18 protein-coding genes are annotated in these 21,910 nt (G+C 69.5%); 16 read left to right on the forward strand and 2 right to left on the reverse strand.

Annotation, left to right across the window (positions count from 1 at the left end; translation table 11 throughout):
* Positions 1 to 199 precede the first annotated feature (199 nt).
* The 15 genes from AC0IW9_RS12405 (at position 200) to folE (ending at position 18,535) form a co-directional block, all read left to right on the forward strand.
* A complete protein-coding gene (locus AC0IW9_RS12405; protein WP_471648559.1) occupies positions 200 to 904 on the forward strand; it encodes a sugar transferase in 705 nt (234 codons plus the stop codon).
* 74 nt (positions 905 to 978) lie between these two features.
* Positions 979 to 2,499: a flippase gene (locus AC0IW9_RS12410; RefSeq protein WP_471648560.1), complete on the forward strand. Its 1,521-nt coding sequence runs from the start codon at positions 979 to 981 to the stop codon at positions 2,497 to 2,499.
* Positions 2,496 to 3,572, forward strand: coding sequence for a glycosyltransferase family 4 protein (locus AC0IW9_RS12415; protein WP_471648561.1), 1,077 nt, complete (start codon positions 2,496 to 2,498; stop codon positions 3,570 to 3,572). The genes AC0IW9_RS12410 and AC0IW9_RS12415 overlap by 4 nt, the downstream gene beginning before the upstream one ends.
* Complete coding sequence (locus tag AC0IW9_RS12420) at positions 3,569 to 4,675, forward strand: glycosyltransferase (RefSeq protein ID WP_471648562.1); 1,107 nt, start codon at positions 3,569 to 3,571, stop codon at positions 4,673 to 4,675. Before AC0IW9_RS12415 ends, AC0IW9_RS12420 begins: the two co-directional genes overlap by 4 nt.
* On the forward strand, positions 4,672 to 5,547 hold the full coding sequence (locus AC0IW9_RS12425; RefSeq protein ID WP_471648563.1) for a glycosyltransferase family 2 protein: 876 nt from the start codon (positions 4,672 to 4,674) through the stop codon (positions 5,545 to 5,547). The genes AC0IW9_RS12420 and AC0IW9_RS12425 overlap by 4 nt, the downstream gene beginning before the upstream one ends.
* The gene (locus AC0IW9_RS12430; protein ID WP_471648564.1) at positions 5,544 to 6,407 is read left to right on the forward strand and encodes a glycosyltransferase family 2 protein; all 864 of its coding nucleotides are present in this window, start codon (positions 5,544 to 5,546) and stop codon (positions 6,405 to 6,407) included. Before AC0IW9_RS12425 ends, AC0IW9_RS12430 begins: the two co-directional genes overlap by 4 nt.
* A gap of 3 nt (positions 6,408 to 6,410) precedes the next feature.
* Complete coding sequence (locus AC0IW9_RS12435) at positions 6,411 to 7,208, forward strand: YdcF family protein (RefSeq protein ID WP_471648565.1); 798 nt, start codon at positions 6,411 to 6,413, stop codon at positions 7,206 to 7,208.
* 127 nt (positions 7,209 to 7,335) lie between these two features.
* On the forward strand, positions 7,336 to 8,007 hold the full coding sequence (locus tag AC0IW9_RS12440; RefSeq protein ID WP_471648566.1) for an RNA polymerase sigma factor: 672 nt from the start codon (positions 7,336 to 7,338) through the stop codon (positions 8,005 to 8,007).
* On the forward strand, positions 8,004 to 8,453 hold the full coding sequence (locus tag AC0IW9_RS12445) for a hypothetical protein (protein WP_471648567.1): 450 nt from the start codon (positions 8,004 to 8,006) through the stop codon (positions 8,451 to 8,453). Before AC0IW9_RS12440 ends, AC0IW9_RS12445 begins: the two co-directional genes overlap by 4 nt.
* On the forward strand, positions 8,453 to 8,890 hold the full coding sequence (locus tag AC0IW9_RS12450) for a periplasmic heavy metal sensor (protein WP_471648568.1): 438 nt from the start codon (positions 8,453 to 8,455) through the stop codon (positions 8,888 to 8,890). Before AC0IW9_RS12445 ends, AC0IW9_RS12450 begins: the two co-directional genes overlap by 1 nt.
* A 2-nt stretch (positions 8,891 to 8,892) precedes the next feature.
* Positions 8,893 to 10,323 (forward strand): efflux transporter outer membrane subunit, encoded by a 1,431-nt coding sequence (locus AC0IW9_RS12455; protein ID WP_471648569.1) that lies wholly within the window; start codon positions 8,893 to 8,895, stop codon positions 10,321 to 10,323.
* A gap of 88 nt (positions 10,324 to 10,411) precedes the next feature.
* A complete protein-coding gene (locus AC0IW9_RS12460) occupies positions 10,412 to 11,653 on the forward strand; it encodes an efflux RND transporter periplasmic adaptor subunit (RefSeq protein WP_471648570.1) in 1,242 nt (413 codons plus the stop codon).
* Positions 11,650 to 14,796, forward strand: a complete 3,147-nt coding sequence (locus AC0IW9_RS12465; RefSeq protein WP_471648571.1) for an efflux RND transporter permease subunit — start codon at positions 11,650 to 11,652, stop codon at positions 14,794 to 14,796. The genes AC0IW9_RS12460 and AC0IW9_RS12465 overlap by 4 nt, the downstream gene beginning before the upstream one ends.
* 2 nt (positions 14,797 to 14,798) lie before the next feature.
* Positions 14,799 to 17,891 carry an efflux RND transporter permease subunit gene (locus AC0IW9_RS12470; protein WP_471648572.1) on the forward strand — a complete coding sequence of 1,031 codons (3,093 nt, stop codon included), beginning with the start codon at positions 14,799 to 14,801 and terminating at the stop codon, positions 17,889 to 17,891.
* A gap of 62 nt (positions 17,892 to 17,953) precedes the next feature.
* On the forward strand, positions 17,954 to 18,535 hold the full coding sequence (gene folE / locus AC0IW9_RS12475) for a GTP cyclohydrolase I FolE (protein WP_471648573.1): 582 nt from the start codon (positions 17,954 to 17,956) through the stop codon (positions 18,533 to 18,535).
* Here the strand turns inward: folE and AC0IW9_RS12480 are convergent.
* Positions 18,532 to 20,016 carry an amidohydrolase family protein gene (locus AC0IW9_RS12480; protein ID WP_471648574.1) on the reverse strand — a complete coding sequence of 495 codons (1,485 nt, stop codon included), beginning with the start codon at positions 20,014 to 20,016 and terminating at the stop codon, positions 18,532 to 18,534. The two genes, folE and AC0IW9_RS12480, sit on opposite strands and share 4 nt — an antisense overlap.
* Before the next feature lie 65 nt (positions 20,017 to 20,081).
* Positions 20,082 to 20,852 (reverse strand): DUF169 domain-containing protein, encoded by a 771-nt coding sequence (locus tag AC0IW9_RS12485; RefSeq protein ID WP_471648575.1) that lies wholly within the window; start codon positions 20,850 to 20,852, stop codon positions 20,082 to 20,084.
* A gap of 102 nt (positions 20,853 to 20,954) precedes the next feature.
* Between AC0IW9_RS12485 and AC0IW9_RS12490 the strand changes: the two genes are divergently transcribed.
* On the forward strand, positions 20,955 to 21,908 hold the full coding sequence (locus AC0IW9_RS12490) for an acetamidase/formamidase family protein (protein WP_471648576.1): 954 nt from the start codon (positions 20,955 to 20,957) through the stop codon (positions 21,906 to 21,908).
* The last annotated feature ends 2 nt before the right edge of the window (positions 21,909 to 21,910 follow it).

Consider the following 21,910-nt stretch of genomic DNA (forward strand, 5'->3'; position numbering starts at 1 on the left):
AGGCCCGCTTCCGCTTGGGGAATTGTGCGCTGCCACAATCCGGCCGCAACCACGTCGCAATCCCGCGCGACCTCTCCCGCATCATTCCAGTGTCCCAGTAGGCGGGAAACGGTCGGTGACCGAATAGCGCCTCCGGGGATCAGACCATTCGGCGTCCCGATTTCCCGGCGCCGGCACCCTTGATCGGTCGAGGTCGTCCATGTTTGGCGTTGAGTCCTACCAGGGTCTGCTCGATCAACGCGGCCCCGCTGGCACGCTGGCGATCCCGGCCAGGCCGCAACTCGCACGCACGTCCCAGCCCGCCCTCAAGCGGGCACTGGATATCGCCGGCGCCGGCAGCCTGCTGCTGATGACCCTGCCGGTCTTCCTGCTGCTCACGCTGCTGGTGCGGATGGATGGCGGCCCCGCCTTCTTCGCGCATGAGCGAGTGGGTCGCGGTGGCCGGCGCTTCGGCTGCCTCAAGTTCCGCTCCATGGTGACGGATAGCGCCGCCCGGCTGGAGGCCCTGCTGGCGCATGACCCTGAGGCGCGGGCCGAATGGGATGCGACCCGCAAGCTGCGGCATGATCCCCGCATCACCTGGATCGGCCGCTTCCTGCGCGCCAGCAGCCTCGACGAGCTGCCACAGCTGATCAACGTGCTGCGCGGCGAGATGAGCCTGGTCGGCCCGCGGCCGGTGATTGCCGCGGAGCTGGCGGCGCATTACGGCGCGGCGGCCGAGCACTATCTTTCTGTCCGCCCCGGCATCACCGGCCTCTGGCAGGTCAGCGGCCGATCGAGCACCAGCTACGATACCCGCGTGGCGCTCGATGTCCGCTACGCGACCAACCCCTCGCTGATGGCCGACCTGCGGATCCTGTTGCGGACCCCGGCGGCGGTGCTGCTGCGCCGCGGCGCCTACTGAGTTCGGAATCCGACCACCACTTGACCCTGGGCCGCGGCGCTGGCACGGCGCCGCGGACGGGCTCAAAGGACATCATGGCCAATCCGGCAGAATCCCGCACCCGCGGCCGTACCATGGTCGCGGGTGTCGTGTGGAATGGGCTCGGCCGCGGCCTGCCGCTGCTGCTCGCCCTGGTTCTCACCCCCATCCTCATCCATCAGCTCGGACTCGACCGCTGGGGCTTGTTCACCCTGGCGCTGGCGATGGTCGGCGTCTTCGGGGTCTTCGACTTCGGCGTCGGCCAGGCGCTGACCCGGGCGCTGTCCGAGCGGATCGGCACCGGGCAGAACGCCGATGCGACCGAGCTGGTCGAGGCGGCGATCGGTGCCCTGCTCGGCATCAGCATCCTGGTCGCCGTCGGACTATGGATCTTTGTCCCGGTGCTGGTGGACCGCATCCTGCAGGTCCCGCCCGGGCTGCGCGACCAGGCGATCGGCGCCATGCGGGTGCTGGCTGCGGCGGCGCCGCTGGTAGTGCTGAATGCGGCACTCTGGGGCGTGCTGGCGGCCTATCAGAAATTCCGCGCGGCCAATCTCGTCACCATTCCGGTCAACCTGTTCTACTACCTGGGCCCGGTGCTGGTGCTGCTGGTCTGGGACAGCCTGATCGGGGTGATGCTGGCGCTGGTCGCCTGCCGGCTGGCGAATACCCTCTCCTATATCTGGCTGGTGCGGCCGCTGCTGCCGGGGCTCGGGCTGCGCTGGCCGCGGCTGGCGCTGGTGGTACCGCTGCTGCGGCTGGGCGGCTGGATGACCTTCTCCGGCCTGCTGACCCAGGCGCTGCTTTATGCCGACCGCTTCCTGATCGGCGCGATCCTCACCCTTTCGGCGGTGGCCTTCTATGCGACGCCGCTGGACCTGGTGATGCGGGTCTGGATCCTGCCGGTCGCGGTGGCGCAGACCCTGCTGCCGGCCTTCGCCTCCTCCTTCGTCACCGCACCGGCGCCGACCGCGGCGCTGCTGCGGCGGGGCGGGCTTCTGGTGATGCTGCTGGTGCTGCCGGCCTGCCTGGTGCTGGTGGGTGGCGCGCGGGAAATCCTGTGGCTGTGGCTCGGCCAGGGCTTCGCCGAGGGCAGCGGCCGCGTGCTCCAATGGCTCGGTTGCGGCATCTTCTTCAGCTGCGTCGCCTTCGCGCCGAGTTCCCTGATCGATGCCATCGGCCGGCCCGATGCGACGGCGAAATTCTCCTTGCTGCAGGCGCTGGTCTTCATCCCGCTGGCGGTGCTCCTCATCCGCCTGATCGGGATCGAGGGCGCAGCCATCGCCTGGACCCTACGGGCGGCGACGGATTGCGCCGGCAAGCTCTGGCTGGTGGCGCGGCTTTATCCGCCGGGGGCGGCGGCGGCACGGCGGCTGGCGCTGCCGCTGCTGGCGGGCGGTGCCGGCCTGCTGCTGCTGCTGCCGATGCTCGGGCTGCCGAGCCTCGTGGCGACCGGGACGCTGGGCCTCAGCGTCTTTCTGCTGGCGGCCTTCCGCACCCTGGACCCGGTGGAGCGTGGCCAGATCGGCAGCATGATTCGCAACCCAGTCCTGTTGCTGCGGCCGAAGGCCCCATGACCCCCATTGCCATCAACGGCCGCTTCCTGACGCAGCGCGTCACCGGCGTGCAGCGCTTCGCCACCGAGATTACCCATGCGCTGGACGCCATGGCGGCGGAGGGCCGCTTGCCCGGCGCCTGCCTGTTGCGTCCGGCGGGCGGACCGCCCTCCCCCTTCACCCATCTGGCGGAGGAGGCTTTCGGGCGGTTGCGCGGGCAGGCCTGGGAGCAGCTCGAATTGCCCAGCCGCGCCCGCCGCCACGTGCTGGTCAACCTCGGCAATACCGCACCCTTGGCCCCGGGCCGTCCGCAGGCCGTGGTGATCCATGATGCCGGCGCCTTCGACACGCCGGAGAGCTACTCGACAGCATTCAAGGCCTGGTACCGCAGCCTGCATTGGGCGCTGCCCCGGGCCGGGACGCGGCTGCTGACGGTTTCCGAATTTTCCCGCCAGCGGATCGCGGCGAATATCCGCATCGCGCCGGAAAGGATCGGCGTGGTGCACGAGGGCGGCGAGCATATCCTGCGGGAGGCCGCCGATACCGCCGTGCTGGCCCGGCATGGGCTGGTACCGGGGCGATTCGCCCTCGTCGTCGGGACCAAGGCCGCGCACAAGGGTCTCGCTGGGCTCGCCGAGGCCCAGGCGATGCTGGCCTCGCGGGGCTTGGTGCTGGCAGTGGCGGGGGCGACGGATGCGGCGGTCTTCCGCCAGGGCGGCGACCCTGCCGGCCAGGCGGTGGTGCCGCTCGGCCGGGTGAGCGATGCGGAGTTGCGGGCCTTGTACGAGGCCGCCTTCTGCCTGGTCTTTCCCTCCCGCTACGAAGGCTTCGGGCTGCCGCCGCTGGAGGCGATGACCTGCGGCTGCCCGGTCATCGCGGCCGATGCCGCTGCGGTGCCCGAGGTCTGCGGCGATGCGGCGCTGTGGTTCGACAACGACGGCCCCCGCCGCCTGCCGGACGCCTTGGCCCGCCTGCTGGACGAAGCCGGGCTGGCCGGGACGCTGCGAACCCGTGGCCTGGCCCGCGCCAAGCGGTTCTCCTGGCGGGCCGCGGCGGAACGGCTGGTGGCACTGCTGCCCGGGAATGCGTCATGAAGGTCGCATTGGTCCATGAATGGCTGGACAGCTACGCCGGATCCGAGCGCGTACTGGAACAATTCCTGGCAATCTGGCCGGAGGCCGATCTCTTCGCCGTCTGCGACTTCCTGCCGCCGGCGGAGCGCGGCTTCCTCGGCGGCCGCACCGTCACGACCAGCTTCATCCAGCGGCTGCCCCTCGCGCGCCGGATGTTCCGCAACTACCTCGGGCTGATGCCGCTGGCCATCGAACAGCTCGACCTCTCGGGCTATGCGCTGGTGGTCTCGTCCTCCCATGCCGTCGCCAAGGGGGTGCTCACCGGGCCGGGGCAACTGCACGTCAGCTATATCCACAGCCCCATGCGCTATGCCTGGGACCTGCAGCACCAGTACCTGCGGCAGGCCCGGATGGAGACCGGGCTGAAGGGCGCCTATACCCGCTGGCTGCTCCACCGGCTGCGGCTCTGGGACCGCAGCTCGGCGGCGGGGGTGGATAGCCTTATCGCCAACAGCAGCTACATCGCCGAGCGCATCCGCAAGGTCTGGCGGCGTGACGCGACCGTCATCCACCCGCCGGTCGACGTGACTCGCTTCGGGCTGGGCGGGCAGCAGGCGGGGCATTACCTCATCGCCTCCCGCATGGTGCCCTACAAAAGGGTCGAGCTGGTGGTGGAGGCGTTCCGCCGCATGCCGGAGCGGCAACTGGTGGTGACCGGGGATGGCCCTTCCGAAGCCCTTGCAAGGGCCGCCGCAGCCGGCGCGCCGAACATCGCGTTCCGTGGCAAGGTACCGCAGTCCGAGCTGGTTGCGCTGACCCGGACGGCGCGGGCCGTGCTTGCCGCGGCGGAGGAGGATTTCGGTATTGCCATGGTGGAGGCTCAGGCCTGCGGCACGCCGCTGATTGCCTTCGGCCGCGGCGGCGCACGGGATATCGTTCAGACCGGCACAACCCCGACCGGCGTCCTGTTCAACCAGCAGACCGCCGAGGCCATCATCGCCGCCGTCGGGCAATTCGAGGGCATGGCTATCGACCCTGCCGCCTGCCGTGCCAATGCGATGCGCTTCTCCGAGGCTGCCTTCCGCGACCGCATGCGGGCGCATGTCGAGGCGTTGCTGCCGTGATCTTCTCCCTGGTGGTCGCCACGCGCGGGCGGGACCGCGAGTTGGCCGAACTGTTCGAGAGCCTGCTGGCGCAACAGGCAGAACTGGAGGTGATCGTCGTCGACCAGAATAGCGACGACCGGCTGGCCCCCGTCGTCGCGGCCTATGAGACCCGGCTATCGCTGCTCTGGCATCGCTCCGCAGTGGCCAATGCCTGCCACGCGCGGAACCTGGGGCTGGCGCTGGCACGCGGCGAGATCGTCGGCTTTCCCGATGACGATTGCCTGCTGCCGCATGGCGTGCTGGCCCAGGTCGCCGCGGCTTTCGAAGAGGATGGCGGGCTGGCGGTGCTGACCGGGCCGGCGGCCTCGCCCGAGGGCGGGCTGGGCTCCGGCCGGTGGCGCAAGGAGGCCGGGCCGATCACCTCAGCCAATGTCTGGACCAGCGTCATCGAGTTCAACCTCTTCCTTCGCCGTCCGCTGGCTCTGGCCTTGGGTGGCTTCGATGAGCGGCTCGGGCCGGGCACGCCATTCGGCTCGGCCGAGGGCAACGACCTCGTGCTGCGGGCGATCGAGGCTGGCCATGCGGCGCGCTACGAACCTGCGCTGCGGATCGTGCATCCCGACAAGCGGCTGACGCCGGTCGCGGTGGAACGGGCGGGGCTCTATGGTCGGGGCATGGGCTTCGTGCTGCGGCGGCATGCGGTGCCGGCCGCGGTCTGGCTGCCCTTCTTCTTCCGGCCGCTGGGCGGCGTGGTGCTCAGCGTGTTTCGGCTGCGGGGCCTGGCAGCACGCTATTACTGGGCGACCTTCCGCGGGCGCCTCGCCGGCTTCCTGACCCCCTCGCCGACTGCCGGCCTGCCGCTGCGCGCCGTGCCGGAGGCGCCGCGATGAGGCTGGCCATCGGCATCGCGACACGCGGCCGCCCGGCGATCCTGAGAGAGATTCTGCTGGAGCTCCGCCGCCAGACCCGGGCCCCGGACCGCATCCTGGTCTGCCACGTCGGGCCTGAGGATATCGGCACGCCGCTACCCGGAATCGAATACCTGACCGCCCCGGCCGGGTTGCCCCGGCAACGCAATGCCATCATGGATGCCGTCGCGGATTGCGACCTTCTGCTCTTCCTCGACGACGACTTCCTGGCGGCGCCCGGGTATTGCGCGGTGACCGAGGCGGCCTTCGCCACGTGGCCCGAGGTGGTGGTCACCACCGGCACCGTCGTTGCCGATGGCGCGACCGGCCCGGGCATCACCGTGCCGGAGGGCCGGTCGATCTTGGCCGCGGATGCGCCGCCGGCCGATCCCGCTGCCGCCATGCCGCATTTCAACGGCTATGGCTGCAACATGGCCTTCCGCATGGCGACCGTCCGCACCCATGGCATCCGGGTGGATGAGGCATTGCCGGCCTATGGCTGGTACGAGGATCTCGATGTCACCCGCCTGCTCGGCCGCCACGGTTCCATCCTGCGGCTGGCCGGAGCGCGCGGCGTCCACCTCGGCACCAAGGTCGGGCGGACGCCCGGGCTGAAGCTCGGCTATTCGCAGATCGCCAATTCCATCTACCTCGCCCGCAAGGGCACCTATCCTTGGAACCGGGCACTGCGCAGCATGGCCCGGCATTGCGCGATGAACCTGGCGCGCAGCCCCTTCCCCGAACCCTGGGCCGATCGCTGGGGCCGCTTTTGCGGCAATATGCTGGCCCTGGCCGATCTCGCCCGAGGCCGGCTGCACCCCGGTCGCATCTTGGAGCTCTAGGCGATGGAAGACGTCACCTATGTGATCTCCAAGCTGCTGTGGATCCCGGCCCGGCCGGGTACGGCGGCACTGCTGCTGGCCTGCCTCGGCCTGGCCCTGCTGTGGCGCGGCCGGCGCTGGGGGCGCTGGCCGGCATTGGCCGGGCTGGGCTTCTTCGTCCTGCTGAACCTGCTGCCGCTGCACCAGTGGGTGGAGCAGCCGCTGGAGGACCGTTTCCCCCGTCCGGCCATGGAGCCGGCCCATATCACCGGCGTCGTCGTTCTCGGCGGGGCGGTGGAGCAGAACCTGACCGAGGCCCGCGGCATCCCGGCGCTGAACGGCGCGGCCGAGCGGATGACCGAGCCGGTGGCCCTACTGCGGCGCCACCCGGAAGCGAAGCTCGTCTTCACCGGTGGCCAGGGATCCCTGGTGCATGGCGGGGTCACCGAGGCGGATGTGGCCGCGACGCTCTGGCGCGACCTCGGCGTACCGGCCGACCGCATGGTGCTCGAGCGGGAGGCGCGCAATACCTGGGAGAATGCGGTGCTGACCCATCGGCTGGTGCAGCCGAAGCCGGGCGAGACCTGGCTGCTGGTCACCTCGGCAAGCCATATGCCCCGTGCCATGGGCGTCTTCCGGCAGGCCGGCTGGGAGATCATTCCCTGGCCGGTCAACTACCGCACCGGCAATACCGCGGCGGCGCGGCTGGATGCCTCCTTCCCCGAGCGGCTGCGGGAATTCGAATGGGGCGTCCGCGAATGGGTCGGGCTGGTCTCCTACTGGCTCATGGGCCGCACCCCGGCGCCCTTCCCGGCCCCCTGAGGGGCACAGGCTTCGCTACGATCACATTGTGTCACTTGCCGCGGGATTTGCGGTTGGGCTACGGCCAGCGCATGCAGGCCTGGGTGGAGGTATCGGATAGCGCGCTCCGAACGCGGCGGAAAGCAGCGTGGGCTCGCGGGTCCCGCTGCGTATCAGCGCCATCGCCCCGATGCAGAATATCCTCGCCCTCACCTTGCCGCCGCATGCCGCGCCCGCCCGGCTGCGCAATCCCGCCGTGCCGCGCCCGATGACGGACGAGGCAACGACCGATGCCGGATTGATGGCCCAGGCAGCAGCCGGCAACCGGGCCGCCTTCGATAGCCTTGTCGGTCGGCACGGCGAAAGGGCGCTGCGGCTGGCGCTGCGGGTACTGGGCGATGCGGCGGAAGCCGAGGAGGTTGCCCAGGAAGCCTTCCTGCGCGCCTGGCAGGCCGCCGCCGGCTTCGACCCCACGCGCGCACGCTTCAGCACCTGGCTGCATCGGATCGTGCTGAACCTCGCCATCGACCGGACCCGGCGGCGCAGTCCCTTTCCGCCCTCCGGACTGGATGCCGCTGCCGAGCTGGCCGATCCGAGTCCGGGGCCGGAGGCGGCGGCCGTCGCCGCCCAGTCCCGGGCCGCGCTCGCCACCGCGCTCGCTGGCCTGCCGCCGCGCCAACGCGCCGCCATCGCCCTGGCCTATGAGCAGGAGCTGAGCGGTGCCGAGGCAGCGGCCGCCCTGTCGATTTCCGAACGTGCGCTGGAGGGCCTGCTGCGGCGGGCGAGGCTGCTGCTGCGCAGCCGATTGGAGGGGTCATGACGACAAGCCGCGGCACGAACATGAGCCTCGCCCATTTCGCCCTGCTGCTGGACCGGCATGGTCCGCTGCTGGCACGCTGGCCGGCAGCGGAGCGCGATACGGGCGCCCGGCTCTTGGCCGGCTCTGCCGAGGCCCGTGCCATGCTGACAAGTGCCGTGGCCCTGGATGCCCGGCTGCGCCAGGACCTGGCCCAGCCCAGCCCCGCCGCCGTCGCCAGGTTGCGGGACTCTGTCGCCCGGCGTATCGCCCGCGCTCCGCTGCCGGCATCGCTCAACCCGCTGGATCGACTGCGCGCGGCCCTGCGCCCGGCCGTTCCCGCCGGCTGGGGTGCCCTTGCGGCGATGGCGACCTGCGCGCTCTGGCTCAGCCTCTCGCCGCCGAAACCGGCGGTCGAGGATCCATTCGGTCCCCTGCAGACCTTGCCCCTGGCCGGAGAAACTTTCTGATGCCTCGCCTGTCCGGCCGCACCGTGCTGGCCGCCGTCCTGGGTGCCTCGCTTGTCCTGAACCTCGTGCTCGGCGGACTGATGCTCTGGCGTCCGGGCGCGCCGAACCGCGGCGCCCGCGGCTTCGACCGGATGGTCGGGCGGATCGAGGCGGCCCTGCCCGAGGCCGACCGGCCGCGCTTCCGCGATGTCCTGGCCACCGAGCGGGACCGCTATGCCGGCGCGCTGGCCAGCATGCGCGCCGCCAGCGCGGAGGTGGATGCGGTGATGCGCCGCACCCCCTACGACCCGGAAGCGCTGCGGGCCGCCCTGCATGAATGGTCCAGCCGGATGACCGCCTTCAATGCCGCCTTCGGCGATACCCTGGCGGATGCGCTGGGGGCCGTCTCGGCCGAGGGTCGCGCCAAGATCGCCGCCGCACGCCGGCCGGGCGGCTGACGATGACCCTTCCCCTGTTCCGTCGCGCGGTACCCGCCGCCGCGGCGCTGCTGCTCGGCGGCTGCGCCTGGCTGACCCCGCCCGGCACCTCCTCCGGCATCGGCCTGCCCGGGCGGCTGGCGGCGGTGGATGCGGCGCTGGCGGTGCAATGGCCCGATCCCGCCTGGTGGCGCGGCTTCGGCTCGTCGGAGTTGGATGGGCTGATGGCGGAAGCGATGTCGGCCAACAACGACATCGCCGCCGCCGTCGCCCGTATCCGCCAGGCCGATGGCCAGTTGCGCATCGCCGGCTCCACCCTGCTGCCGACGGTCGATCTCACCACGCGGGCGACCCGGCAGCAGAGCGGCGGCGTCTCCGCCGCCTCGGTCACCGGCATCGGGCGGACCACCAAGCTCCGCGTCACCGCGAACGATCAGCTCAGCCTCTCGGCCAGCTACGAGATCGATTTCTGGGGCAAGAACCGTGGCCAGGTGGAAGCCGCCCAGCAATCCGTCTCCGCCACCCGCTTCGATGCCGGCACGGTGACGCTGACCACCCAGGCCTCGGTCGCCAATACCTATTTCGCCATCCTCTCGGCGCAGGAAACCCTGGCGATCCAGCAGCAGAACCTGGACATCGCCTCCCGCGTGCTGCGGGTCATCCGCCAGCGGGTCGCGGTCGGCACCGGCACCGGCCTCGACCTTGCCCAGCAGGAAACCGTGGTGGCGCAGCAGCAGGCGCAGATCCCGCCGCTGGTCCAGCAGGTGGAGCAGAACCGCAATTCGCTCGGCACCCTGGTGGCCCGGCCGCCCGAGACGCTGGTGGTCGAGGGTGGTGTCTTCAACCGGCTCGATGTGCCGGTGGTGACGCCGGGCCTGCCGGCCGATGTGCTGGCGCGCCGGCCCGACGTGCTGACGGCCGAGGCCACCCTGGCGGCGGCCAATGCCAATATCGTCGTCGCCCGGGCAGCGCTGCTGCCGTCGGTCACGCTCACCGGCACCGGTGGATTTAGCAGCCTGGCACTCGAGAATCTGCTGCGGCCGGGTTCCGTCATCTTCAGCCTTGTCGGTGGGCTGGTCCAACCGATCTTCCATGGCGGCGCGCTGCGCGGCCAGGTGCGGGTGAACGAAGCCCGGGCCGAGGAATTGCTGGCCAACTACCGCGCCGTCATCCTGAATGCCCTGGTCGATACCGAGAATGCCCTGGTTGCGCTGCGGCAGACGACGGAACAGGAACGGCTGCAGTCGATCGCGGTCCGCACCGCGGAACGTGCCTATGGTATCAGCGAGGCCCAGCTCCAGGCCGGCACCATCGACCTCGTCACCCTGCTGAATACGCAGCAAACGTTGTTTTCCGCCCGCACCACCCTGGCCAATGCCCAGCTGGCGCGTCTGCAGGCGGCCGTCGGCCTGTTCCGCGCCCTGGGCGGCGGCTGGAATACGCCGGGGGTGTGAGGTTGCAGTTCGTCACCCGCGGTCCCCATGGGGACGCGGCCTTCCGGTCGTAACAGTCTGGCCATTCTCCTGAGGGTGCCGATCATCCATGCGCCGTTTCCTCATCATCCTGCTGGCCCTCGGATTGCTCGGCGGTGCCGGTGCCGGCGCCTGGTATTATTGGAAGGGGCGCCAGACGACCACGGCGGAGGCGCCGCGCGCGCGTGGCGCCCGGGGTGCCCCCGTGCCGGTCACGGTGGTGCCGGCACAGCGGCAGGACGTGCCCATCATGCTGGATGCGATCGGCACGGTGCAGGCCTTCAACACCATCACCGTCCGGGCCCAGGTGGATGGCCAGCTCACCGAGATCGCCTTCCGCGAAGGCCAGATGGTGAAGAAGGGCGACCTGCTGGCCAGGATCGACCCGCGCAGCTACCAGGCGGCGCTGGACCAGGCGGTGGCGAAGAAGGCGCAGGATGAGGCGCTGCTGGCCAATGCCCGGCTCGACCTGCAGCGCTATACCACCCTGGCCCGCAACGAAGGCGTCTCCCGCCAGCAGCAGGATACCCAGCGCGCCACGGTGGCGCAGTATGAGGCGGTGGTCGCCTCCGACCAGGCGCTGATCGACAGCGCCCGGACCCAGCTTTCCTTCACCACCATCCGCTCGCCGATCGATGGCCGCGTGGGGCTGCGGCTGGTGGATCAGGGCAACCTGCTGCGCTCCGGCGATGCGACGGGCATCGTCACCGTCTCCCAATTGCAGCCCATTGCGGTGACCTTCACCCTGCCGCAGCAGGAGATCGGCCGGGTGCTGGAAGCACTCGGGCGTGGCACGGTGGCGGTGCAGGCCTTGCGGCCGGCCGGCGGTGGCGCCGGCAATGCAGCTCCCATCATGGGAGAGTTGCTGACGATCGACAGCGCCGTCGATGCCACCACCGGCACCATCAAGCTGAAGGCGACCTTCGGCAACGAGGATGGCCGCCTCTGGCCCGGCGCCTTCGTTTCCGTCAGGCTGCGGATCGATACCGTGCCCAATGCGGTGACGGTGCCGCTGGTCGCGGTACAGCGCGGCCCGGATGGCGCCTATGCCTTCGTCCTCAAGGGCGACCAGACGGTGGAACAGCGGCCGCTCCAGCTCGGTGTATTGACCTCGAGCGAGGCGGTGGTGCGGCGCGGCGTCGAGCCGGGCGAGAAGGTGGTCACCTCCGGCGCGCTGCGGCTGAATGCCGGGGCCACGGTGATCCCGACCGATGAGGCGGCGCCGAGCAATGCACCCGCGCCCGGCCAGCGCCGGATGCGGCCGCGCCAGGCCGCCGATGCCGGCCCGCCGGCGGCTGCGCCGACGCCGTGAACATCTCCGCCCCCTTCATCGCCCGCCCTATCGCAACGACGCTGCTGTCGATCGCGGTGCTGCTCTGCGGCGTACTGGGCTACCTCCGGCTGCCGGTCTCGGCACTGCCGGAGGTGGATTTCCCGACCATCGAGGTGACCACCAGCCTGCCCGGCGCCTCGCCGGAGACGGTGGCGCTGCTGGTAACCGCCTCGCTGGAGCGGCAGCTGGCGCAGATCGCCGGGCTCACGGATATCGTCTCGACCAGCGGCCCGGGGACCAGCCGCATCACCATGCAGTTCAACCTCGGCCGCAACATCGACGACGCGGCGCAGGACGTGCAGGCGGCGATCAACGCGGCCAGGGGCACCCTGCCCTCCAACCTGCCGTATCCGCCGACCTATGCGAAGGTGAACCCGGCCGATCCGCCGATCATCACCCTGGCGCTCACCTCGGAGACGCTGCCGATCTACCGGCTCTCGGATGCGGCCGATACGCTGCTCGGCCAGCGGCTGAGCCAGGTGAGCGGCGTCGGCCGTGTGCTGGTGCAGGGCAACATGCGCCCGGCGGTGCGGCTGCAGGCGGATCCGGTGCGGCTGGCCGCCTATGGCCTCTCGCTGGAGGATGTGCGGACCACCGTCTCCGCAGGCAACGTCAATACGCCGAAGGGCAGCGTCGACGGCCCGCGCCAGGCCAGTGCGGTCATGGCGAACGACCAGATCACCCGGCCGGAGGATTTCGCCCATCTCATCGTCGCCTGGCGCAACGGCGCCCCGGTGCGGATGAGCGACGTGGCGACCGCGGTGCAGGATCTGGAGAATACCCTGACCGGTGCCTGGTACGACGGCCATCCCGCCGTCCTCATCGATGTCCAGCGCCAGCCCGGGGCGAATATCGTGAATACCGTGGCCGAGATCCGCGGCCAGCTTGCCGTCCTGCAGCGCGGCCTGCCGACAGGTGCCCGGCTGGCGGTGGTCGCCGACCGGACCGAGACCATCCAGGCCTCGGTCCACGACGTGCAGTTCACCCTGGCGCTGGCGGTGGTGCTGGTGGTCGCGGTGATCTTCGTCTTCCTGCGCAGCCTGCGTGCCACCGTCATCCCGGGCGTCGCATTGCCGCTTTCCATCATCGGCACCTTCGGCGTCATGGCGCTCTGCGGCTTCTCGCTCGACAACCTCTCGCTGATGGCGCTGACCATCGCCACCGGCTTCGTCGTCGACGACGCCATCGTCATGATTGAGAATATCGTCCGCCTCATCGAAGAAGGAAGGAAGCCGCTGGAGGCTGCCTATGAGGGCGCCCGGCAGATCGGCTTCACCGTGGTCTCGCTGACCGTCTCGCTCATCGCCGTCTTCATCCCGTTGCTCTTCATGCCCGGCGTCGTGGGGCGGCTGTTCCAGGAATTCGCGCTGACGCTCACCATCGCCGTGCTGGTCTCGATGGTGGTCTCCCTCACCCTGACGCCGATGATGTGCGCCTATTTGCTGCGTCCCCATGCCGCGACGCAGCCCGGCCGCCTCAGCCGGGCGACGGAGCGCTTCTTCGATGCCAGCCGCGATGCCTATGGCCGCAGCCTGCATGTCGCGCTGCGGCATCAGGGGCTGATGCTGCTGCTGGCGATGCTGACCGTCGCCGGCACGGTCTGGATGTATGTCACCATGCCCAAGGGCTTCCTGCCGCAGCAGGATACCGGCCTGCTGGTGGCAACGGTCGAGGCGCCTGACGATGTCTCCTTCGGCCGGATGTCCTCCCTGCAAGCGGCCGTGGCAGCAATCATCCGGGCTGACCCGGACGTCACCGGCGTTGCCTCCGTGGTCGGTGCGGGCGTGGTGAATGCGGCGCAGAATACCGGGCGCATCAGCGCGGTGCTGCGGCGGCGCGACGAGCGCGTGGCGGATGTGCGGGCCATTATCACCCGGCTGCAGCCGAAGCTGGATGCCTTGGCCGGCGTGACCGTCCATCTCCAGCCGGTGCAGGATATCCAGATCGGCGCCCGCCCCGGCAGTACCCAGTTCCAGTATACGCTGATGGACCCGGACCCGGTCGAGCTTGGCCGCTGGGCGTCGTTGCTGGAAGCGAAGCTCGGGACCTTGCCCATCCTGCGCGACCTCGCCTCCGATCAGCGCGACGGCGGCATCCGCGTCACCGTGGACGTGGACCGGGACCTCGCCGGCCGGCTCGGCGTGACCATGCAGGCCGTGGACGACGTGCTGTACGACGCTTTCGGCCAGCGCCAGATCAGCACCATCTATGCGCAGAACAACCAGTACCGCGTGGTGCTCGAAGCCTCCCCGGAAATCCGTGACGATCCGGAGATGATCGGCATGTTGCGGGTGCCGGCGACGGCGGGCCAGCAGGCGACCGCCCAGGGCACGCCGGCGACCAGCACCGGCACCGCCCAGGTCCCGCTGAACGAGATCGCCCGCATCGGCCGCGGCGCCGGGCCGCTGACGGTGACCAAGCAGGGCCAGTTTCCCGCCGTGACCATCGGCTTCGACCTGGCCCATGGCGCCTCGCTCGGCGATGCCGTCGCCGCCATCCGTGCGGCGGAGGCCGAGATCGGCATGCCCGAGACCATCAGCGGCAGCTTCGCCGGCGATGCCGCGGAATTCCAGCGTTCGCTGGAAGGCGAGCCCTGGCTCATCCTCGCCGCGCTCATCGTCATCTATATCGTGCTCGGTGTGCTGTACGAAAGCGTGATCCATCCGATCACCATCCTCTCGACCCTGCCCTCCGCCGGCATCGGCGCGCTGCTGGCCTTGCAGCTCTTCGGCCTCGACCTCTCCGTCGTCGGACTGATCGGCATCGTGCTGCTGATGGGCATCGTCAAGAAGAACGCCATCATGATGATCGACTTCGCGCTGGAGGCGCAGCGTGACCATGGCCTTACCCCGCGCGAGGCCATCGTCGAGGCCAGCCTGAAGCGCTTCCGGCCCATCATGATGACGACCCTCGCCGCGCTGCTCGGCGCGCTGCCGCTGGTGCTGGAAAGCGGTACGGGCTCAGAGCTGCGGCTGCCGCTCGGCGTCTCGGTTATCGGCGGGCTGCTGCTGAGCCAGGTGATCACCCTCTACACCACGCCGGTGATCTATCTGGCGATGGAGGAAGTCCGCGCCTTCGCCATTCGCCAGGTGAAGCCGGCACGCCCGGTGCCGGCGGAATAGCGGTGTCGATCTCCGAACCCTTCATCCGTCGCCCTATCGCCACTGCGCTGCTGGCGATCGGCGTCGCGCTCGCCGGGCTGGTCGCCTATTTCAACCTGCCGGTCGCGCCGCTGCCGAGCGTCGATCTGCCGACCATCGTCGTCTCGGCCAGCCAGCCGGGTGCCGATCCGGCGACCATGTCCTCCTCCGTCGCCGGGCCACTGGAACGCCGTCTCGGGGCCATCGCCGGCGTGTCGGAGATGACCTCGACCTCCTCGCTCGGCAGCACCAGCATCGTCATCCAATTCGATCTTTCCCGCAGTGTCGAGGGCGCGGCGCGGGACGTGCAGGCGGCGATCAATGCGGCGGGCAGCGACCTGCCTGCCGGCCTCCCCTCCCCCCCTAATTTCCGCAAGGCCAATCCGGGCGATGCGCCGGTGCTCATCATGTCGATGGCCGCGGAAACCGTCTCCCCCGGCGCGGTCTATGACGCCGCCGATAGCGTGGTGGCGCCGCGCATCGCCCAGGTGCGCGGCGTCGCGCAGGTGATCATCGCCGGCGCCGAGCAGCCGGCGATCCGCGTCACGGTGGATCCGGCTGCGGCCAAGGCGGCGGGCGTCGGGCTGGAGGCATTGCGGCAGGCCATCGCCGCCAACAACGTCACCCAGGCGACCGGCCTCATCGACGGCACCGACCAATCCGCCGCGGTCATGGTGAACGACCGGCTGAACACGCCCGAGGATTACGGCCGGATCGTCGTCAAATCGGCCAATGGTTCCATCGTCCGCGTCTCTTCCGTCGCCCGCGTCGCACTCGACGTCCGGGACCGGCGCCAGGGCGGCTCGGTGGATGGCCGGCCGGCTGTGATGATGATCATCTTCAAGCAGTCGGATGCCAACGTCATCCAGGTGGTCGACGGCATCCAGGAGCTGATGCCGCAGTTGCAGAAGTGGCTGCCGGGCGGCGTGGTGATCCGCACCATCCGCGACCGGTCCGAGACCATCCGCGCCAGCGTGCACGACGTGCAGCAGACCCTGCTGATCTCGATCGCCCTGGTCATCGCGGTGGTGGCGATGTTCCTTGGCCGGACCTCGGCGGTGGCTGCGGCCGGTGCCTCCGTGCCGCTGTCCTTGCTCGGCACCCTCGCGGTGATGTGGCTGCTCGGCTATTCGCTCGACAACCTCTCCCTCATGGCGCTCACCATCTCGGTCGGCTTCGTCGTCGACGATGCCATCGTCATGATCGAGAACATGGCGCGGCTGATGGAACGCGGCATGAAACCCTTCGAGGCGGCGCTGGAAGGGGCGAAGCAGATCGGCTTCACCGTCGTATCCATTACCGTCTCCCTGATCGCGGTCTTCATCCCGCTGCTCTTCATGGGTGGCATCGTCGGTCGGCTGTTCCGCGAATTCTCGGCGACGCTCGCCATCGCCGTCGCCATCTCCGGCGTCGTCTCCCTCACCCTCACGCCGATGATGGCCGCGCACCTTGCCCGCGCCACGCCGCCGAAGCCCAATATCCTCATCCGCGGCGTGGACCAGGCGATGGAGGGAATGACACGCGGCTACCTCTGGTCGCTGCGGCATGTGCTGCGCTTCCGCCGCATCATGCTAGTCCTCACCATCGGCCTGATCGGGCTGACGGTGTGGCTCTACATGATCGTGCCCAAGGGCTTCTTCCCGGACCAGGATACCGGCCTCATCATCGGCACCACCCGTGGTTCGCCGGAAACATCATTCCAATCCATGCAGCAGATGCAGGAGCGGGTGGTGGCGGTGCTGATGCGCGACCCGGCGGTCGCCGGCATCGCCTCCTCCGTCGGTGGCGGCGGTGGCAACTCCTCGGTCAGCCAGGGCCGCATCTTCCTCAGCCTGAAGCCTCTGGCGGAACGGGACAACGTCACCGCCAGCCAGGTGATCGACCGGCTGCGCCGCCCGCTCAGCAGCCTCCCGGGGATGCAGGTCTTCCTGCGCTCGGTGCAGGATATCGGCATCGGCGGCCGGGCCGGGAATGCGCAATTCCAATTCGTCCTGCTCTCCCCGGATCTGGAGGGGCTGGAGATTTGGTCCGAACGGCTGGTGCAGAAGCTGAGAACGGTGGAGGGCCTTACCGACGTCTCCTCCGACCAGCAGCGGGCCGGGCTGGTGACGCGACTGGTGATCGACCGGGAGGCGGCGGCGCGCCTCGGGGTCAGCGTCTCGGCCGTGGCCACCGCACTGAACAACGGTTTCTCCCAGCGCCAGGTGTCCATCATCTACCGCGCCCGCAATCAGTACCGGGTGGTGCTGGAGCTGGAGCCGGGGCTGCAGCAATTCCCCGAACAGGTGGACGATATCTACGTTCCCGGCGCCGGCGGCACCCAGGTGCCACTCTCGAGCGTGGTCCAGCTCAGCCGAAGCACCGCACCGCTGGCGGTGACCCACCAGGGGCAATTCCCCGCGGCGACGCTGACCTTCAACCTCGCGCCCGGCATGTCGCTCGGCCAGGCATCGGCGGCGGTGGAGGAGGCGGCGCGGGAGATCGGCCTGCCCGACAGCATGCGGACCGAATTCGCCGGCAATGCCCGCGCCTTCCAGTCCTTCGCCCGCGACCAGCCGCTGCTGATCCTGGCGGCGCTGCTGACGATCTACATCGTGCTGGGCGTGCTCTATGAGCACCTGCTGCACCCCGTCACCATCCTCTCGACCCTGCCGACCGCCGGCATCGGTGCGTTGCTGGCGCTGATCGTCACCGGCACGCCCTTCACCGTCATCGCCCTCATCGGGGTGATCCTGCTGATGGGCATCGTGAAGAAGAATGCCATCATGCTGGTGGACTTCGCCCTGGAGCACGAGCGCAGCGAGGGCATCGGCGGGCAGGAGGCGATCCTGGCGGCCTGCCGCGAGCGGTTCCGGCCGATCCTGATGACGACCCTGGCCGCCGTTTTCGGCGCGGTGCCCCTGGCCCTGGCCTCCGGAGCGGGATCGGAGCTGCGGCAGCCGCTTGGCATCGCCATCATCGGCGGTCTGCTGCTTTCGCAGTTGCTGACGCTCTATACGACGCCTGTGGTCTATCTGGCGCTGGACGGCTTCGGCCGGAAGCGGCCCCGGGCGGCGGCGCTGGCGCCGGCGGAATAGCGCCAGCGGCCAGCCCCCGAACGATCCCGCCCCACCGGCGTTGCTGCCGCAGGAGGACCGCCATGACCCCGCCCGCCGACCGGCCCAGTCGTGCCGAAGCCGAAGCCGCCGTCCGCACCCTGCTGCGCTGGGCCTGCGACGACCCGACCCGCGAGGGGCTGCTGGATACCCCCTCCCGCGTCGTCCGCTCCTATGAGGAATTCTTCGCCGGCTATGCCGTCGATCCGGTGGCGCTGCTCGAGCGGACCTTCGCCGAGGTCGAGGGCTACGACGAGATCGTGCTGCTGAAGAACATCCGGCTGGAGAGCTACTGCGAGCACCACATGGTCCCGATCATCGGCCATTGCCATGTCGCCTATCTGCCGGACCGCCGCGTGGTCGGCATCAGCAAGCTGGCCCGGGTGGTCGAGGCCTATGCCAAGCGGCTGCAGATCCAGGAGAAGCTGACGGCGCAAATCGCCAATACCATCGACCGGGTACTGCAGCCGCGTGGCGTCGCCGTCATCATCGAGAGCGCGCACCAGTGCATGACCACGCGAGGCGTCCACCAGACCGGGGTGACCATGGTCACCAGCCGGATGCTGGGTGCCTTCCGTGAGAATTTCGACACGCGGCGGGAGCTGCTTTCCCTGATCAAGGACTAGCCGGCAGCGACATAGCCATAGGCGAGGTTGCTGCGCTCGCCACCCGCCGCGGCATATTGCGCCTTCGCGCGGGCGACACCGTCGCCCTCCAGGGCGGCGCGGCGGGTGTCGTAACTGTACATCTTCACCGAATTCTCGCCGAAGATGGCCGTCTTCACCGGGCCATCCGCGGCGCCGAGCGGGGCGAATCCGTGCTGCCGCTGCATATCCTCCGGGATTTCCAGCCGCCGCAGCGCCTCGATCTGCCACTGCGGCGAGCCGGTCCAGACCGCATCCGTCCCCCAGACCACGTTGCCGGCGCCAAGGCCCTTCACCAGGATCCCCATCAGCGCCGCCGCCAGCCGCGGCTGCACCACCGTGGTCTGGGCGAAGATCTGCCCGAGGTCGCCATAAACGTTGGAGACGCCGTATTTCGCCGGAATCTCGGCGAGGTCGCTGGTCCATTCGACCCGGCCGGTGGCATTGAACTGCTCCAGTCCCTGCTCCGCGGTGCCGCCGCCGGCGAAGCGATAGGCCGAATGGTAGATGACGAAGCGCATCTGCGGCCAGTCCTTCGCCGCCTTGCCCACATCATCGACCGTCGCATAGGGCCGCAGATGCGGGAAGCGCCCCTCGATGCTCGGCGGGAACAGCCCCTTGTGGACGCAGACGATGTCGTGCCCCGCCTTCAGCAGGCGTTCGTAGAAGGGATAGAGCAGCTTCTCGTCGTCCAGCCGCCAGGGCCACTGCGCCAGGTTCTTGTTCGTGTTGTCGCCGATCGTATAGCCCTTGAAGCTATCGGGCTTCAGCTCCTCGATCGCGCGCTCGACCTGATCCATCCAGCCGGGCTGGCCGGGGGTGAAGATCGCATGGCTCATGGCGCGGCGGGTGCCGGCGGCCTCGTTGATGCGGCGGCGGGCGTTGAACTTCATCTCGTTGGTCAGGAACCAGTCCTGCGGCAGGTCGGACGGCGCGCCGCTGATGAGGGCGACCTTGGTGTCGCTGTCGAGGAAGACCTCCTTGAACCAATTGGCATACATCAGGCTCTCGATGCTCTGCTCCTGCGGGTTCAGCGCCGGGTTCCAGCCGGCCCGCCCCACCGCCTTCCGCATCTCGACGAAGCCCATCAGCCGGGTGTCCTCGCGCAGATAATGCGTATGGACATCCATGATGAACTGGTCGCGCAGCCCGGCGGCGCGGTCCGGCTCGGTCGCCTCGGCCCGGTTCACGCCGAAGACCGGACCATAGACATCGTTCATGGCGACGAAGGCCGCCGCCATGCCGGAAGCCGTCGTCAGGAAGCGGCGGCGGTCCAGCCCCTGGTGCCCGCCGAGCTCATCCGCCATGGACTTGATCCGGGCCTCGACCTCGCGTTGCTGCGCGGTCTGCGGCACCGGGGCGAATTCATCCGAGGAGACCACCTGGGTCGGGATCGGCGAACGAAACATCGCCTCCTGCGCCGGGCGCAGGGCGGCGATCTCGTCATCGGTCAGGAACCCCATCGGATTGTCTCCCCGGCTTTTGCCGGAGCATCGCGGCCCGCCCGGCCAAGGTTCAAGAGAATTCCTCAGGGCTTGGCGTAGCTCACGCCCATGCCGGCCGAGGGATCGTTCTGGATGCCATAGGGCGCGATCGGATAGCGCAGCCCGTTCTTCGCCAGCGCCTGCATGCCATTCACCGCGACCCGCAGGTCGGCCGGCTTCAGCGCCATCAGCATCTCCTCATCCGGCACGCCGCCGTAGCGGCGCTCGGCATAGCAGGGCAGCGAGAGGCTGGGCTCGCCGGTCTTCAGCGCCCGGCCCCAGCTATCGGCGCAGGCGCTCTCGCCGGCGACGCTCCATTCGAACTTGCGGTAATTGCGGTACTGCAACCCGTTGATGAGGATGATCATCTGCCCCGGCGTCGCATAGACCAGGCAGATATCCGGCTCCGGGATGCGGCCCGAGTCCAGCGGGCTGACGGCCATGGCCTGGTAGCGGCCATAGGGGACCACATCCAAGGCCTCCTGCCGGGCCTGGGCATCCGGCTGGGTGCCGTGCCAGATCCCGACGTATTTCTCGCCCCGGCGCCATTCCTCATCCTGCGGCGCCAGGCCGATGACGGCACGGCACTGGCTGCCGACCAGATCGGCGCCGGTGATGCCGACGGTCCAGCCGAGCCGCGAGGCCATGCTGACGATCTGGTCCGTCGCATGGACCGTCTTCGGCCGGCGGATGCGCGGGATGGCCTCCATCTCGGCCACCGTCTCGTACATCTTCATCCCGATGACGGTGGTCTTCAGCCGCAGCAGCGCATTCAGCTCCGCAACGAGGCGTTGGGCCTCGGTCTGGTCGGACATGATGGTTTCCTCCTCGGCGCGAGACTACGCCAGAGCGCCGCCCGGTTGACCAGGACTCGCCCCGCCGCCGACACTGCGGCATCCCCGCCGAAAGACCCATCCATGTCCCTGCACCGCCTTGCCGCCACGCCGGAGACCGTTCGCGTCAGCGCCTTCGATGCCCGCTTCCCACCGGTGCTGACCATCGCCCCGGGCGATACGGTGGAGGTGCAATGCGTCTCCGGCCGCGACGAGGTGCTACCGCCGGAGGGCAGCGGCATGACCGTCCCCCCGGCCCTCGCCGCCATCATGGCCGCCAACCCGGGGATGCCCGCCGGGCATATCTGCACCGGCCCCATCGCCATCGACGGCGCCATGCCGGGCGACATGCTGGAGGTGCGGATCGACCGGATCGAGCTGGGCTCGGACTGGGGCTACAACACCATCCGCCCGCTGGCCGGCACCCTGCCGGAGGATTTCCCCGAGCCGGCGAAGATGATCATCCCGATCGATACCGCCGCCCGCACCTGCCGGCTGCCCTGGGGGCTCGACCTGCCGCTGGCACCCTTCTTCGGGGTGATGGGCGTGGCCCCGCCCCCCGCCTTCGGCCGGATCAGCAGCAAGGAACCGCGCATCCACGGCGGCAACCTCGACAACAAGGAACTGACGCAGGGCAGCACGCTGTTCCTGCCGGTCTTCGTACCCGGCGCCAATTTCTCCGCCGGCGACGGCCATGGCGTGCAGGGCGATGGCGAGGTCTGCGTCACCGCCCTGGAGACCTGCCTGACCGGCACCTTCACCTTCATCCTGCACAAGGCCGAGGGCGGTGCGCCGCTGCTGGAGAAGCCGCGGGCCGAGACGCCGACCCATTACATCAGCATGGGGCTGCACGAGGACCTGGACCAGGCGATGAAGGGCGCGCTACGCGAGATGATCGCCTTCATCGTGTCGCGTACCAACCTCTCGCGCGAGCAGGCCTATGCCTTCTGCTCGCTCGCCGTCGATTTCCACGTGACCCAAACGGTGAACGGCGAGAAGGGCGTGCACGGCCTGCTGAAGAAGGGCCTGCTGTTCTGAAC

This window comes from Belnapia sp. AC561 (genome assembly GCF_979252845.1).